Source organism: Nocardia sp. NPDC055029 (genome assembly GCF_053608525.1).
In genome coordinates, this window is record NZ_JBSGVQ010000013.1 from 26,547 (window position 1) to 44,323 (window position 17,777).

Genomic DNA, 17,777 nt, shown 5'->3' on the forward strand with positions numbered 1-17,777 from the left:
TCAAGCTTTCCGCTGTTGTCCCGCGGTTGTGAGGGAGGTGCGATGTCCGGTGATTCCGCCACGGTGCGCCGTGGGCGCCCGCCGCAGACGCAAGAGCAGGCCGAGGAGGTCCGCGCCAGGATCGTCGAGGCGACGGCCGCCGTGTTCGCGCGCACCGGTTCGCGCGGGTTGAGCGTCGCCCAGATCATCGAGGAGGCCGGGCTGGCCAGGCCCACCTTCTACCGCTATTTCGGCAATGCCACCGAGCCGCTGCACGCGGTGCTGACCGCGTCCAACGACGGTCTGGTCGGCGGGATCCGGGAGGCGCTGACCGGCACCGACGAACCGGTCCAGCTGGGCATCCGGCTGATCGACGCCTATGTGGACTGGGCTCGCGGCCACGGCCCGATGCTGCGTCCGCTCTTCGCCGAGCTCCACGACCCCGGCTCCCCCGTCTCGGCCTACCGCGAGCGCGCCCTCGACGACATCCGCGACCTGGTCCGCAAAACCTTCGGTGAGCTGGGCCGCCCTGTGCCAGCCCCGCTCGATATGGACGCGGCCCTGCATGTCTGCGAATACATCGTCTACCGGCTCACCGCGGGCACCGAACCTGGCAGCGATCCCGATCCGGCGCTGGATTCCGAAGCCCGCGTCACCATGATCCGCGTCCTGCTGGTCACCCTCGGCACCCGCGACGACCTCGCCTACGCCATGGAACTGCCCGGCCTCTTCCGCGACGCCTGACCCGCGCTCACCCCGGAACCAGCTCCACCGCGCCTGAAGTATTCGGCGAGGGCGACGCCGATGGCGCGGAGTGCGTCGGGGTCGGTCATCCGTTCGTGCCGGACGGGAACGCGGTGCTCGGTGATCCGGCCGGTGATGTGGTCGTGCCAGGCGAGAGCCGGTGCGGCGCCGTCGTCGGTGTCGTCCGCGGCGGAGCTGAAGTAGATCAGGTCACCGTCGAACAGTTCCGGACGGTGGTCGCGGGTGTGGTCGACGAGCCGCGTGTAGTCGCGGTGCAGGGTCGCCAGATGGTCGGGGGTCAGGGCGGTGAAGAGGCCGCCTTGCCGGTGCAGCAGCTCGGCCGCGAGCTCCAGGGTGGGCTCGGCGGGAAGCTCGGCGGCGGTGAGGCCGCCGAACTCGGTGAGCAGGTCGACGGCGGTGGGTGTGGGAGTGCGGCTGCTGCGGTCGGTGACGACGCGGGTGTCCATCATGGCCAGGGTCGCGACGGATTCGCCGTCCCGGCGCAGCTGGACGGCGATCGCGTGGGCGATGGTGCCGCCGAGCGAGTAGCCGAGCAGGTGGTAGGGGCCGTGCGGCTGGACGGACCGGATCTCCCGGACGTAGCGGGCGGCGAGGTCGTCGAGCGAGTCGAACCGTGCGGTGGGGTCGCTCAGCGTCGGGGATTGCAGCCCGAGGACGGGACGGTCGTGGTCGAGGTGCTGCACGAGTCCGCTGAAACCCCACGCCACTCCGACGGCCGGGTGGACACAGAACAGCGGTGGCTCGGATCCGGCGGCACGCAGCGGGAGCAGGACCGAGAGTGCGTCGCCGGGTTCCTGTTCGTCGAGGCCGCGCAGGCGGGCGTCGATGCGGCGGGCCAGCGATTGCGGTGTCGGATCGGTGAAGACCCACTGGATCGGCACGTCGGCACCGGTCGATTCCACCAGCCGCGCCACGAGTTGGGTGGCGGCCAGCGAGTTTCCGCCGAGGGCGAAGAAGCCGTCGTCGACGCTGACGCGTTCGATGTCGAGAGTCCCGGCGAAGGCGTCGCAGACGGTGGCCTCGAGCGGGGTGGACGGCGACCGGAACCGGGCGGGTCCCAGCTCGGGTGCGGGCAGGGCCTTGTAGTCGAGTTTCCCGGTGGGGGCCAGGGGGATTCGGTCGAGGGTGAGGATGGCGGTGGGGATCATGTGTGTGGGTAGCCGGGTCGCGAGGTAGCCGGTCAGTGCGCCGGTGTCGGGTGTGGTGTCGGGGACGGGAACGACGTAGCCGGTGAGCTGGTCGGTGCCGTTGGGATGGGTATGGACGGTGACGGCGGCGTAGGTGATGTCGGGGTGGCTGCGCAGCGCGGCTTCGATGTCGCCGCGTTCGATGCGGTGGCCGCGGATCTTGAGTTGCAGGTCGCTGCGGCCTTTGTAGTGCAGTGTCCGGTCGGCGGTCCAGGTGACCAGGTCGCCGGTGCGGTACATCCGTGTCCCCGGTGGTCCGTAGGGGTCGGCGACGAACCGGGCCGCCGTGGTGGTGGGCTGCCTCTGGTAGCCGCGAGCGAGGCCGGGTCCGGACACGTACAGTTCGCCCGCGACGCCGGGTGGGACGGGGCGCATCCTGCGGTCGAGGACGACGGCGGTGAATCCGCGGGTCGGGCCGCCGAAGGTCATCGGGCTGTCGTCGGTGCTGGTCCGGGGATCGTCGGCGCAGCTCATGATGGTGGTTTCGGTGGCGCCGTAGGAGTTGATCACCGTGCGGCCCGGTATCCATTGCCGGGCCAGGGCTGGTGGGCAGGTCTCGCCGCCGAGGATCAGGGTGCGCAGGGTGTGTAGTTCGCCGGGGGGCAGCGAGGCGAGCACCGTCGGGGTGAAGGCGGCATGGGTGACGCGTTCGGCGGCGATCGTCTCGGCCAGTTCGGCGCCGGCGACTACCGCCGCGGGGGCGAGAACCAGGGTGGCACCTGCCGCCGCGGCGCTGACCAATTCGAGAACCGAGACGTCGAAGGTCAGCGCGGCGGCGGCCAGTACGCGCGAGTCCGGGGTGAGACCGAACCGGTCCCGCGTTTCGGCGGCGAGATCGGCGATCCCGCTGTGGGTGACCAGGACACCTTTGGGAATCCCGGTCGAGCCCGAGGTGTAGATCAGGTAGGCCGGATGCTGTGGCCGCAGCGGGCTCGTGCGGTCGGCGTCGGTGATCGCGGTGGGCGACGCCGACACTGTCGCCGTGGCGAAGGCGGGGTCGTCGAGGGCGAGCCAGCTCGTGGTGTCCGCCAGCAGCTCTCGGTGGGCGGACAGTGTCAGCCCCACGGCGGCACCGGAATCGGTGAGGATGCGGGTGATCCGGTCGTGCGGATGGGCGGGGTCGATCTGGACGAACGCGCCGCCGGATTTGGCGACCGCCCACACGGCGATCACGGCGTCGAGCGAGCGCGGTAACGCGATGGCCACCAACGATTCCGGTCCTATCCCGGCGTCGATCAGAACCCGGGCCCATCGGTTGGCGGTTTCGTCGAGTTCGCGGTAGGACAGCCGGACTCCGTCGCAGACCACCGCCTCGGAGTCCGGCGTCATCGCGGCCGTCAGCACCTGCGGCAACACCGACATGACCACGCCGGGCCTGCCGCGAACGGGTACCAGCGTGGCTCGCTCGACCGGCGAGAGCAGTTGCAGCCGGCTCAGCGGGAGGTCGATGTGTTCGGCGATGGTGTCGAGCACGCGCAGCATCCGGTCGGCGATGACGTCGATCTGGTTCTGGGTGAACAGCTCCGGCAGATACTTGAACGTCAGGTGCACCTGGGTGTCGTGGTGGACGACGAGGCCGAGCGGGTAGTGCGCGGCGTCGCGGCCGTGCACGTCGAGGACATGCATGCCCGCGATGTCGGTGTCCGCGGACAGCCCCGCCCGATCCACCGGATAGGACTCGAGGACGGTCACGGTGTCGAACATCGCGCCGGGCCCGGCCACGCGCTGGATCTGCGCGAGCCCGAGGTGCTGGTGGTCGAGCAGCGAGGCTTGCTCGGTCTGGACGCGCCGCAACAGCTGGGCCAGGGTTTCGCGGTGGTCGAGCCGGATCCGGACGGGCACGGTGTTGACGAACAGCCCGACCATCGATTCGATACCGGGGATCTGCGGGTGACGCCCGGAGACGGTGGTGCCGAAGACCACGTCCTCGCGGGCGGTCGAGGTGGCGAGCACGATCCCCCAGGCTGCTTCGACGACGGTGTTGAGGGTGGCCTCGTGCCGGTGGGCCGTCTCGATCAGGGCGGCGGTGCGCTGTTCGCTCAGCCGCACCCGGACTTCGCGCGCGGCGACGGTGGTCCGGCGGCCGCGGTCCGCGGGCGCCAGCAGGGTCGGCTCGGCGATGTCGTCGAGTGCCCGTGCCCACGCGGCTTCCGCCACGTCCTGGTCCTGGGCGGTCAGCCACCTCAGGTAGTCACGGTAGGGGCGCACCGGGGGCAGCATCGTGGCGTCGCCCGCGCCCGCGTAGAGGGTCAGCAGTTCCCGGATCAGCAGGGGCGTCGACCAGCCGTCGACGAGGATGTGATGCATGCTCACCAGCAGCCGGTACCGCTGGGGCGCGGTGCTGATCAGGGTGAGCCGGAGCAACGGCGCCGTGGTGAGGTCGAAGCAGTCGCGGCGGTCGGTGTCCATGAGCTGGTCGAGCGCGGCCTCGATGTCGTCGCGCTCGGTCCAGTCGAGCTCGGTGAACGGCACGTCGACGTACCGGTGCACCACCTGGACCGCGTCGCCGATGCCCGTGCGCAGGAACGCGGTCCGCAGGTTCGGGTGCCGTCCGAGGAGCGTCTGTGCCGCGCGGCGCAGCCGGTCCGGGTCGACGTGCCCGCCGAGTTCCACCCACAGTTGCACCAGGTAGGCGTCGATGGTGCCGTCGGCGAGCTGGGCGTGGAACAGCAATCCCGTCTGGAGCGGTGTGAGTGGCCAGATGTCGTCCAGCGCCGGACGTCCGGCCTCGAGCTGGTCGATCGCCTCCTGGTCGAGGTCGACGAGGGCGAGGTCGGAGGGAGTCAGGCCGCCTGCTCCGGGTCGGGACGCGTGGGTGGCCAGCGCGGTCATCGCGTCGCGCCACGTGTCGGCGAGCTCGGTGATTTCGGCGGCGGTGAGCAGGCCGGTCGGAAACTCCCAGGCGGCGGTCAGCGTCGGCCCGTCCGCGGTGTCGATGGTGACCGCGTTGACGCCGAGCAGGGCGGCGACGGGTGCGTCGGGGTTCTGGATGCTGCCGCCATCGGTGTCGTCACCGGCGGGCACCCACCCGATATCGCGCAGCGTCGCGGGGGCGGTGTCGAGCCGGCCGAGATAGTTGAAACTCACCTGTGGGGTGGGCAGTTCGCGCAGGACGGCAGCGGTCTCGGCGTTGAGATAGCGCAGCAGCCCATAGCCGATCCCGCGGTGAGGGACCTGCCGGAGTTGCTCCTTGACCGACTTGACGACCGCCGCCGCGGCGGCCCCGGCGGCGAACGCGTCGTCGAGGTCGATATCGGACAGGTCGAGCCGCACCGGGTAGTTGGCGGTGAACCACCCGATGGTGCGGGTGAGATCGGCGCCGGGGAGCACGGTGTCGTGGCGGCCGTGGCTTTCGAGGGTGAGCAGCGTCTCGGTGACAGTGTCGCCGCGGCGGCGCCGCCACCGGGTCAGCGCCAGGGCGAGCCCGGCGACGAGGGCGTCGTCCACATTGCCGTGGAACGCCCGCGGCAGGGTGGTGAGGACGGCGCGGGTCACCGAGGAAGGGAGCGCCACCTCGACAGTGGCGGCGGTGGCTTGCACGTCGACGGCCGGATCGATCGGGCGGGCACCGAGCGGTGGATCGGCCGCGCCGAGCGTGGACCGCCACCAGTCGAGTTCGTCGAGGCCATCGGCGGCGGTCTCCAGCGCGTGCGCCCAGCGTCGCATCGAGGTGCCGACCGGGGCGAGCCGCGGCCGTTGACCGACGCTGCGCTGGGCCCACGCCGCGGCGAGATCGGGAATGAGGATCCGCCACGACACGCCGTCGATGACCAGATGGTGTGCGACGACGAGCAGCCTGCCCGGCTGTCCGGCCCGGTCGAACCAGACCAGCTGCAGCGTGATCCCGGCCGCGGGATCGAGGCGCTCGGCCGCGGCATTCGCCTCGGCGTCGAGCAGGGCGGCGAAGGCGCTGCTGCCGGGCGCCGCGTCCACCGGCACGCGCCGGATCAGTTCGCCGACGGGCGGCGCGGTCGGCTGTACCCGCAGCGCCCAGCCCGAGGTATGCGCGGGTTCCGGGTGCAGGCGGGCCCGCAGCATGTCGTGATGGTCGAGCACCGCCTGGACGGTGGCGTCGATGCCGGTGGCGTCGATGCCGGTCGGCACGGTGAGCAGCACCCACTGGCAGAACCGGTCGAAGCCGCCGCGTTCGAACATCCAGCACATGATCGGCGTCAGCGGAATCGGCCCCACACCCCCACCGGGCAGTTCCGCGGGGAGGGCGGTTGCCGCCGCGCTGTCGTCGAGAACGGCGATCTCGGCCAGTCCGGCAACGGTTTTGCGCTCGAACACCTCGCGCGCGGAGAAGGCCACACCGGCGGCCCTGGCCCGGGTCACCAACTGGATCGACATGATGCTGTCGCCGCCGAGGGCGAAGAACGAATCGTCGAGACCGACCGTGTCGATGCCGAGCACCTCGGCGAACAGTCCCGCCAGCGTCGTCTCCACCTCGGTGGCCGGTGCCCGGAATTCGGCTCGGCCGGTGGTGAAGTCCGGCTCGGGCAGTGCGGTGCGGTCGAGCTTGCCGTTCGCCGTCACCGGCAGCGTATCGAGCACCACGACGGTCGCGGGCACCATGTGCGAAGCCAGCCGCTCGCCGGCGAACGCGAGGATCGCGGCCGCGTCGAGGTCGGCGGTGGGCTCGGGCTCCACATACCCGATCAACCGATCGCCGATGACGGGGTCCCGATGCAGCGTCGCCACCGCGTCGGCCACGCCCGGACAGGCCACCAGAGCAGCTTCGACCTCGCCGAGTTCGACGCGGAAACCACGAATCTTGACCTGGAAATCCGACCGGCCCACATAGTCGAGCGCCAGACTCCCGTCCGGCAGCCGCAGCCACCGCACCAGGTCGCCGGTCCGATACATGCGCTGTCCCGGGCCCGCGAACGGATCGGCAACGAACCGCGACGCGGTCAAACCCCTCGCGTTGCGGTAACCGCGCGCCAGACCCGGGCCCGCCAGATACAACTCCCCGGTGACCCCGAGCGGCACCGGCCGCAACCACCCGTCGAGCACGACCTGCCCGGTCCCGCGAATCGGTCCGCCGATCGTCACCGCCACGCCCGGCGCCAGCGGCGGACCGGCATCGGTGAGAATCGTGGCCTCCGCCGGACCGTAGGCGTTGAAGAAGCTACGGCCCGGTGCCCACCGCGACACCAGTTTGGGTGAGGGCGCCTCGCCGCCGACAACGACGGTGCCGAGGTCATCGAGCCCGTCCGGATCGACCGTCCCCAAGGCCGCCGGAGTCATCACGGTGTGGGTCACCTTCTCGCGCAACAGGATCTGCGCCAGCTCGCCCCCGCCGTAGACGTTCGGCGGCACGATCACGAGTCGCCCGCCCGCCCCGAACGCCCAGAGCTGTTCCAGCACCGCCACATCGAAACTGGGTGACGCGAAATGCAACACCCGGGCACTCGGCCCGATGCCGAATCGCGCACATTGTTCGGCCACCAGATTCGCCACACCTCGATGCGACACCATCACCCCCTTCGGCACACCTGTCGAGCCGGATGTGTAGATCACGTACGCCGCAGTGCCTGCCCGCACCGGCGATGTTCGCTCCGTATCGGTCACCTGCCCCGCGGGCACCTCCGCGACCTCCGCGGCGAACGCCGGCTCGTCGAGAACCAGCCACCGCACCTGCCCGGGCAGCCGAGCACACCACTCCGACAGGGTGATTCCCACCACCACACCCGAATCGGAGAGCATGTGCTCGACCCGGCCTGCCGGGTACTGCGGATCCACCGGTACGAACGCTGCCCCCGACTTGACCACCGCCCATACCGCCAGAACCGCTTCGACCGATCGCGGCAATCCCACCGCGACACTCGCCTCCGGCCCCACCCCCTGACCGATCAACACGCGAGCCAGCCGATTCGACTCCGCGTCCAGCTCGCCGTAGGTCCACCGCCGATCCCCGCAGACCACGGCGACCGCCCCCGGATCCCGCTGCACCGCTGCCGCCAGCAACTCCGGCAACACCTGCTCCGGCAGCGCCGGAGCACCCGACACCGGCGCCAGCTCCCGGCGGTCTGCCGGGGCGAGCAGATCCAGCCGGGCCAGCGGCAGATCCGGGTCGGCGACGGCGGCGCCGATCACGTGCAGAACCCGCTGCAGGGTCGCCGCCATCGTGTCCAGGTCGAAGAGTTCGGGCAGGTACTTGAGTTCCAGGTGTAGTCGCGTGTTGTCGATGCGCGCGACAATGCCCAGTGGATAGTGCGCGCCGTCTGTGCCGGTCACGTCGACCAGCCGCATGCCGGCGATATCGGTGTCCGCGGTCAGCCCACCACGATCGATCGGGAAGGATTCGAACACCGTGATCGTGTCGAATACCGTCCCCGGCCCGGCCACCCGCTCGATGTCGGTCAGGCCGACGTAGTGGTGCTCGAGCAAGGCGGCCTGCTCGGCCTGGATCCGGTCGAGCAGCTGCCCCACGCTCTCGGCGGGGTCGAGCCGCACGCGCACCGGCAGGGTGTTGATGAACAGCCCGATCATGGATTCGATGCCCGCGACCTGTGCGGGTCGTCCGGATACCGTGGCGCCGAAGGTCACATCGTCGCGGGAGGTCAACGCGCCCAGCACGATCGCCCATGTCATCTGGATCACGGTGTTGACGGTGATGCCACGGGCCCGCGCGAGGTCGGTCAGCGCCGCGGTCTGTTCCTCGGTCAGTTCGCCGAGCACCGCACGCAATCCGGTGTATCGGCGGCCGGGGTCGGCCGGGGCCACCAGGGTCGGTCCGTCGGTGCCGTCGAACGCGCGCGTCCAGGCGGCGAGCGAGGCGGCCGGGTCCCGCCCGGCGATCCACGCCAGGAAGTCCCGATAGGGACGGACATCCGGCAGTATCGCGGGGTCACCGTCGGTGGCATAGAGGATCAGGAACTCCTTGAGGAGCAACGGCGTCGACCAGCCGTCCAGCAGCAGATGGTGATTGGTCAGCACCAGCCGGTAGCGCTGCGGCCCCGTGGTGACCAGCATCCAGCGCAGCAGCGGGGCGCGAGCCGGGTCGAAGCGGGTCGCCCGGTCCGCGGCCATCAGCCGATCCCACTCCCGACCGCGTGCCTCGTCGTCGAGCCCGGACAGGTCGACCTCCGACCAGGGGGCCTCGGCGTCGTCATCGACCACCTGCACCGGTCCCGCGGCGGTGTCGGCGACGAAGGCGCTGCGCAGATTCGGATGCCGGTCGAGCAGTACCCGCCCGGCTCGGCGCAGCCGCTCCGGATCGACCTGACCGCGCAACTCGAGGACCAACTGCACCAGGTAGGCGTCCATCGAATCCTCGGATACCAGCGTATGGAACAGCAAACCCTCCTGAAGCGGAGTCAACGGCCAGACGTCGCGCACTGCCGGATAGCCTGCTTCGAGTCGCTCGATCTCGGACTGCCCGAGCCTGACCACCTCGAGATCCGACGGCGTGCGGCCGCCGGTCCCGGCGCGGTGGATGTGTGTCGCCAGCGCGGTCAGTACCCGGGACCACGATTCCGCCACCTCGCGCACCTCGTCGGCGGTGAGCACCCCCGCGGGATACGACCAGACCGCCCGCAACCGTGGCCCGCCCTCGCTGTCGACGGTGGCGGCGTGGATGTCGAGCGCCGTCGACACCGGCGTAGCCGGATTCTGTGCACCGGTGAGATCGTCCATCGGCATCCCTCCGGCCGACGGCGTTGTTTCGGAGACATAGTCGAACCTGATCTGCGGCGTCGGCAGAGTCGCGAGTATCGGTCCGGTCTCGTCGTCGAGGTACCGCAACAAGCCGTAGCCGATTCCATGATCCGGGACCGCCAGCAGCTGCTCCTTGACGGACTTGACCGCCGCGCCCAGTGCCGGGCCACCGGCACCCGCGTCGTCGAGATCGATGCCCGAAAGATCCAGGCGCATCGGGTAACTCGTCGAGAACCGGCCGACCGTCCGGCTCAGATCCGAGCCGGGGACGGCGTCTTCCTCGCGGCCGCGCCCTTCGAGACCGATCACCACATCCGTGCGCGGGTCGCCGGAGGCTGCCGTCGCACGCTCGCGCCGCCACGTCGTCACCGCTATCGCCAGTGCGGCCAGCAGTCCGTCGTCCACGCTGCCGTGGAATGCCGCGGGCACCGCGGTCAGCAGCGCCTCGGTCACCTCGGCAGAGACTTCGACTTCGACCGTGCGGGTGGTGGCAGCCACGTCGATCGCGGGGTCGAGAGGCCGGGACCCGATCACCGGATCTTCCCCGGCTGTCATCGCTTGCCACAGTTCGAGTTCGGCGACCCGCTCCGGACGTCGGGCTGCCTCGACCAGCCCGTGCGCCCACCTGCGCATCGATGTCCCGACCGGGGCCAGGTCAGGTAGCTCGCCGGAGGCCATCCGTGCCGACGAAGCCGCGAGGTCCCCCACAAGCACGCGCCAGGAAACCCGGTCGATCACCGAATGATGCACCAGCACAAGTACTCTGCCGGGTTCCCCGGCGTCGGGCGGATCGAACCAGACCACCTGCAGGACGGTCCCGGCGCCCGGATCGAGCCGGTCCGCGGCGGCATCCAGCTCCGCCGACGCCGACGCACGGAACTCGACGCTTCCCGGCCTTCCCGCCATCGCCACCCGATGGACGACATCGTCGGCCCGAATCGCCCCGACCGGCAGCACCTCCCACGTCCAGCTCCCGCCGCCGGCCGCGCCCAGCCGCGCGCGCAGCATGTCGTGCCGATCGAGGACGGCCTGCACCGCGTCCGCCAGCCGCGGCCGGTCGATCCCCACCGGCAGATCCAGCACTACTCCCTGCGAGAGGCGGTCGAACCCCGACTCCGCCCGCTCGATCAGCGATCGCATGCTCGGCGTCAGCGGCATCGGCCCGACACCCCCGCCGGGCAGTTCCGCCGGAAGGCCGGTCACCGCGGTGTTGTCGCGGACGGCGATCGCGGCCAGTCCGGCGACCGTTTTGCGCTCGAAGACGTCGCGTGCGGAGAACACCACGCCCGCCGTCCTGGCTCGGCTGACCACCTGGATCGACATGATGCTGTCGCCGCCGAGGGCGAAGAACGAATCATCGAGACCGACCGCGTCGATACCCACTACGTCGGCGAAAGCTTCGGCGATCGCGCGTTCGATCGGTGTCTCGGGCGCCCGGAACGGTGTGTGATCGGCGAATACCGGATCCGGCAATGCTTTACGGTCCAGCTTGCCCACCGGCGTCAACGGAATCCGCTCCAGCACCATGATCGAAGCCGGAACCATATAGGACGGCAACCGGCCGTCGAGGTACTCGATGAGCGTCGTCGTATCCACCGAACGACCGGGTGCGGCAGCGACATACGACACCAGCGATACCGCCCCGGACTCGCGGTGATGACCGATGGTCGTGGCGAAACCGACCGTCTCGTGCGCAGCGAGCATCGTATCGATCTCACCGAGCTCGATCCGCAGACCACGAATCTTCACCTGGAAATCGGATCGGCCCAGATGCTGAATCGTCCCATCGGCCGTCCACCGGACCACATCACCGGTGCGATACATGCGGTCACCATGCATCCAGGGGCACGCGACGAAACGCTCGGCCGTCAGCGCCGCCCGGCGATGGTATCCACGCGCCAGCAGCGGCCCCGCGACATACAGTTCACCCGCCACCCCGACCGGCACCGGCTGCAGCCGCTGATCCAGCACCCATTCCGACACCCCGCGAATCGGGCTACCGATCGTGACCAGCTCCCCCGCCACCAACGGCGCGCTCTGGTTGGTCGTGATCGTGGCCTCGGTCGGACCATATTCGTTCACCATGTCGCGGGTGCCGCCCCACCGCTCGACCAGCTCGGTGCCGTAGTCCTCGCCACCGACTGCCAGGTGTCCCCAATCCGGCAGTGGCCACCGGGTGTGGTCGATGGTGGACAGTGCGGTGGGCGTGATGAGGACGTGGGTGACGTGTTCGTGGTCGAGGAGTTCGGCGAGTTCGTCGCCGCCGTAGACATCGCTGGGTGCGATGACCATGGTCGCGCCCGCGCACGTCGCCAGCAACAGTTCCAGTACCGATACATCGAAGCTGGGCGACGCCAGATATAAAGTCCGGGAATCGGATTCGATGTGCAGGGCGATCTGGTGCTCGGCCGCGCAGTTGCCGAGTCCGCGATGGGTGACCGCGACACCTTTGGGTAGCCCGGTCGACCCGGACGTGTAGATGACGTAGGCGATATCGTCGACACGCAGCGGGCGCACCCGGTCACTGTCGGGCACCGGACGGTTCTCCCCCTCGTCGAGATCCTCCGGTGTCAACCACTCGATATCGTCGGGCAATTGCGCGCGCACCGCGGCTACCGTGAGACCAATCGTGGTTGTCGAATCGGCCGTCATGTGCGTGATGCGTTCGCCGGGGTGGGTCGGGTCGATCGGCAGGAACGCGGCGCCCGACTTGGCGACAGCCCACACCGCGAGCACGGAATCGGTCGAACGGGGCATCCCGATCGCGACGACATCCTCCGGACCGACACCACGTCGAATCAGCAGCCGGGCCCATCTGTTCGAACGCTCGTCCAGCTCTTGATAGCTGAGCTGCTGCCCCTCGAACACGATCGCGATGGCGTCGGGATCCCGTGCGGCAGCCGCGGTCAGCAAGTCGGCCAACGTGGTTGGCGTTGTCATGGGCGCACCGGAATGTGCCAGCAGATCGGCTCGCTCGGCGGAGTCCAGTATCTCGACGGCCCCCACCGACACCGTCGGATCGGTGGCCACCGACTCGAGTATCCGGATCCACCGCTGCATCAGAGCATCGATCGTGCCGGGGTCGAACAGATCCGTGGCGTAGGTGACCGCCACAGCCATCTCGCCGCCGACGTGGTTGTCCGACAGCACCAGCTGCAGGTCGAAGCGCGACACTTCGTTGGGCAGGTCGAGCACCGCAACGTCGAGACCGGGCAAGTTCAGCCGCACCTGTTCCAGATTCTGGAATGCCAGCATGACCTGGAACAGTGGGTGCCGGGACGGGGAGCGGTGCGGAGCGAGTCGATCCACCAGCTGTTCGAAGGGAACGTCGGCGTGTCCGAAGGCATCCAGATCGGTCTGCCTGATCCGGTCGAGCAGGTCGGTGAACGATTCATCGAGATCGATCTCGGTCCGCAAGACCAGGGTGTTGACGAACATGCCGATCACGTCGTCGAGTTCGGCCGCGCCGCGTCCGGCGACCGGTGTGCCGATCGGAATATCGGTGGTGCCGCTCAACCGGGCGAGCAGCACCGCCAGCGTGCCGTGGATCACCATGAACAGGGAGGCATTGTGTTGCCGCGCGAGCGTTTCCAATGCCTGGATCACCTCGGCATCGACCGTGTAGCCGATGGTGGCGCCCCGATGGGAGGCCACCGCCGGCCGCGGCCGGTCAGCCGGTAGACGAAGTTCCTCGGCGACTCCGTCCAGCATCGCCGTCCAATATCGGATCTGCCGGGCGGACAGCGATTCCGGATCGTCGGGCGAACCGAGGACCGCTCGCTGCCACAGCGCGTAGTCCGCGTACTGGACAGACAGCGGTGTCCACGAAGGGATTTCGCCGCGGATCCGGGTGGTGTAAGCGGTCGTCACGTCGCGGGCCAGCGGTGTCATGGAGAAACCGTCCGCGGCGATGTGGTGCACCACGACAGCCAAGACGTAGACGGGCTCCTCGCTGCCGGCGGCACGGAACAATCGGGCACGGACCGGCACCCGAACGCTGACGTCGAAGCCTGCGGCCACGAATTCGGTGATCGCCGCGTCGAGTTCGCTCGACGACACCGAGACCAGTGCCAGCTCGGGCTCCACCTCGTCGGCGGGTTCGATCAGCTGGATCAGTGTTCCGTCGTGGTCCGGGTACCGCGTCCGCAAAGACTCGTGCCTGCGCAGCACGTCGACCATGGCCGAGCGCAGGGCGTCGACGTTCAGCTCGCCACGCAGCCGGATGGCGATCGGCACATTGTAGGCACCCGAACTGGTGTCGTACTGGTTGAAGAACCACATCCGCTGTTGGGCCGGAGCCAAGGGCACGAGATCGGGGCGCGGCCCGGCGATCAGCGGTGGGCGTCGTCGCCCGGTGCCGGAATACTGCGCTATCTGGGCCGCGAGCGTGGCTACCGTGGGGGCCTCGAACAACACCCGCACCGGAATCTCGGTATCCAGTGTGGCCCCGAGTCGCGCTGCCACCCTGGTCGCGACCACGCTGTCACCACCGAGGGCGAAGAACGAATCGTCGAGGCCGACCGCGTCGATTCTCAACACGTCGGCGAAAGCTTCGGCGATCATGCGTTCGATCGGTGTCTCGGGCGCCCGGAACGGCTTGCGGTCGGTGAATACCGGATCCGGCAATGCCTTTCGGTCCAGTTTGCCCACCGGCGTCAACGGAATCCGCTCCAGCACCATGATCGACGCCGGAACCATATAGGACGGCAACCGGCTGACGAGGTACTCGGCGAGGGCCTTCGTATCGATCGAACGCCCCGGCGCGGCAACGACATACGACACCAGCGAGGTGGCGCCGGACTCGCTGTGATGGCCGATGGTCGTGGCGAAGTCGACCGTCTCGTGGGCAGCGAGCGTGGCATCGATCTCGCCGAGCTCGATCCGCAGACCACGAATCTTCACCTGGAAATCGGATCGGCCCAGATGCTGAATCGTCCCATCGGCCGTCCACCGGACCACATCACCGGTCCGGTACATCCGTTCACCAGGTATCCACGGGCACGCGACGAAACGCTCAGCGGTCAAATCGGCGCGGCGGTGGTATCCGCGGGCCAGCAGCGGTCCCGCGACATACAGTTCGCCCGCCACACCGACCGGTACCGGTTGCAACCGCTGACCCAGCACCCATTGCGAGACACCGCGAATCGGGCCGCCGATCGTGACCAGCTCGCCCGCCACCAACGGTGCGGACATCGTCGCGGCAATAGTGGTCTCGGTGGGCCCGTACTCGTTGAACACGCTACGGCTTCCATTCCAGCGCTGGACCAGTTCGCTGCCGTAGTTCTCGCCACCGACCAGCAGATACCGCAAATCCGGTAGCGGCCAGCGGGTGTGGTCGATGGTGAACAATGCCGTGGGTGTGATGAGGACGTGGGTGACCTGTTCACGATCGAGCAGTGCGGCGAGTTCGTCGCCGCCGTAGACATCGTGGGGTGCGATGACCATCGTCGCGCCGGCACACAAAGCCAGCAGCAATTCCAGTACCGACACATCGAAGCTCGGCGAGGCCACATGCAAAGTACGGGAATCGGATTCGATGCGCATCGCATTCCGGTGCTCGATGGCGCAGTTGCCGAGTCCGCGATGGGTGACCGAGACACCTTTGGGCAGCCCGGTCGAGCCGGAGGTGTAGATGACATAGGCGATATCGTCGACACGCAGCGGGCGCACCCGGTCACCGCCGGCGACGGGAAGGTTCTCACCCTCGTCGAGATCCTCCGGTGTCAACCAGGTGATGGTGCCGGGCAGCCGAGTTCGCACCGACGAAACCGTCAGGCCGATCGCGGTTTTCGAATCGGCCAGCATGTGCGTGATGCGTTCACCGGGGTGGGTCGGATCGATCGGCAGGAACGCTGCTCCCGATTTCGCGACAGCCCACACCGCGAGCACGGATTCAGGGGAACGCGGCATACCGATGGCGACAACATCCTCGGGGCCGATACCACGCTGGATCAGCAGCCGGGCCCATCGATTCGAACGCGCGTCCAGCTCCGCATAGCTCAGCCGCTGCCCATCGAAGACGATGGCCGCGGCCTCGGGATCATGCGCAACGGCCGTGGCCAGCAAGTCGGCCAGCGTGGTCGGCGGCGCGGTCGGTGCACCGGAGCGTGACAACAGATCTGCTCGCTCGGCGGGCTCGAGGACTTCGATCATCCCGACCGGCACCGTCGGATCGGTGGTCACCGACTCGAGTATCCGAATCCACCGGCGCATCAGAGAATCGATCGTCGCCTGGTCGAACAGATCCGTGGCGTAGCTGATCGCTACCGCCGTCCCGCCACCATCGTGGTTGTCCGACAGCACAATTCGCAGATCGAGTGGAGTCACCTCATCGGGCAACTCCTCCCGATCCGGATTCTGGAATGCCAACAGCACCTGGAACGCGGAATGCCGGGACTGCGACCGCTGCGGAGCGATGTCGTCCACCAGTTGTTCGAACGGGACATCGGCATGCTCCAAGGCATCCAGATCGACCTGTCCGACCCGGCCGAGCAGATCGGCGAACGATTCATCGAGATCGATCTCGGTCCGCAAAACCAGCACGGCTCCGCCACGCTCGGCGACCGGCATGCCGATCGGAATATCGGTCGTACCGCTCAACCGGGCGAGCAGCACCGCCAGCGTGCCCTGAATCACCATGGGCAGCAACGAACGATAGTGCCGCGCAAACCTTTCCAGCGTCAGCAGCAACCCGGCATCGACCGGATAGTCGACAGTGGCTGACCGCGTGGACAGCACAGCAGGCCGCGGCCTGTCGGTCGGCAGCCGAAGTTCCAGGGGAAGATCTGCGAGCGTGGCTCGCCAGTACGCCAGATCCTCGCGTCGGCGCCGTATCCCGGCGCCGTGGCGCGCGCTCTCGGAATGCACCTGCCCGAGGGCAGTGTCCGGCGCGGCGTCCGCGAACGCGTCGAGGAACTCCGTGAATCCGGTGTGATGCGCAGAGAGTTCCGGCTCGGTGTAGCGGTTGGGGTTGGCCAGGAAGTGGAGGATCGTCTCCGGCGGGTCTCCGGTCTGATACACGTCGACCAGCAAATCGTCGACCGGGCCTGAGCTGAGTATGTGGAATTCCGCGGTCATCGACCCGAGCCGGAGTTCCTGGGGGAAGAACATCACGTTCACCACCGGGCCGGCGAAACGCCGCTGCCCGTTGCTCCCCGCGGCGGCGCGAATGTCGGCCAGGCCGCAGCGCTGATGCCGCAAAGCCCCTATCAGGTCGGCCTGCACCCGCCGCACCAGCGACGCGACCGTGTCCCCAGGGCCGAGCACGATCGGAAGCGGCACAACGTTGACGAACACTCCCCCGGACCGCCGCAATACCGCGGTGGTGCGCCCCGAAACGGGAATATTGACCACGACCTCGTCCCGGCCGGTCATCCGGGCCAGATAGGTCCCGAATGCCGCGATCACCACCGCGGCCGGGGTCGCCTCCAGCAGTGCCGCGGAATGACCGATCCGTCCCACCGTCACGGTGGGCAGTTCGGCTTTCGCGACCACACTGTCCGCGCTCGCGGGGGCGGACCCGACGGCCAGGCTGGACTCGAGCTCGACATCGGCGAGTCTGTCCACCCAATAGGCCTGGTCGCTGGTGAACCGCGTCGACTCCCGGTAACTGTGGTCGGCCTCGTAGAGAGTGCGCAGGTCCGCCGCCCGATTCGGCTCGGCTGTCCGGCCTTCCACCGCCGCGGTATACAGCGCCGCGACCCGGTTCACGATCGTCATCGCGGCGTAACCATCCACGGCGACGTGGTGAACCCTGAGGTACCAGAGGAAATGCCGATCCCCGACCTGCACGACCACCCAGGCGACCAACCGGTCCCTGGTCATATCCAACGGTGTGGTGTACTCCCGGCGCATCCACTGCAAGGCCGCCGCCATGGGATCCGGTTCCCCACGCAGATCGATGAGCGGCCCCCGCGACGCCAATGCCGGGTCGAACAACTGATACGGCTCTCCGTCGACCTCCACCAGCCGCAAATAACCCGATTGAAATTCGTAACCCGTTTGAATCGACACCGTACGCAGTATCTCGAGATCCAGATCCCCATGGAACTCGAGATACTGCGCCTCGCATATCGGCACGTCCGGGCTCCATTGTTGCGCCAGCCACAGCCCCCGCTGCCCCGCCGACAATGGCACCGGCCGATTACCCCGGTCTGACGGAAACTGTTGTCGCGCAGTGGTCAT

The 17,777-nt window shown here is 68.7% G+C and carries 2 protein-coding genes and 2 pseudogenes; 1 reads left to right on the forward strand and 3 read right to left on the reverse strand.

What is annotated here, in order from left to right:
* The first annotated feature begins 42 nt into the window (after positions 1–42).
* Complete coding sequence (locus ACWF9G_RS14400) at positions 43–723, forward strand: TetR/AcrR family transcriptional regulator (RefSeq protein ID WP_452515666.1); 681 nt, start codon at positions 43–45, stop codon at positions 721–723.
* Here ACWF9G_RS14400 and ACWF9G_RS14405 read toward each other — a convergent pair.
* The 3 genes and pseudogenes from ACWF9G_RS14405 to ACWF9G_RS14415 all read right to left on the reverse strand — a co-directional run.
* Positions 684–4,673 (reverse strand): amino acid adenylation domain-containing protein, encoded by a 3,990-nt coding sequence (locus tag ACWF9G_RS14405; RefSeq protein WP_452515792.1) that lies wholly within the window; start codon positions 4,671–4,673, stop codon positions 684–686. The genes ACWF9G_RS14400 and ACWF9G_RS14405 overlap by 40 nt on opposite strands.
* Positions 4,674–7,943: pseudogene (locus ACWF9G_RS14410) on the reverse strand (amino acid adenylation domain-containing protein); the annotation flags it as partial.
* A gap of 18 nt (positions 7,944–7,961) precedes the next feature.
* Positions 7,962–17,777, reverse strand: a pseudogene (locus tag ACWF9G_RS14415) (amino acid adenylation domain-containing protein); the annotation flags it as partial.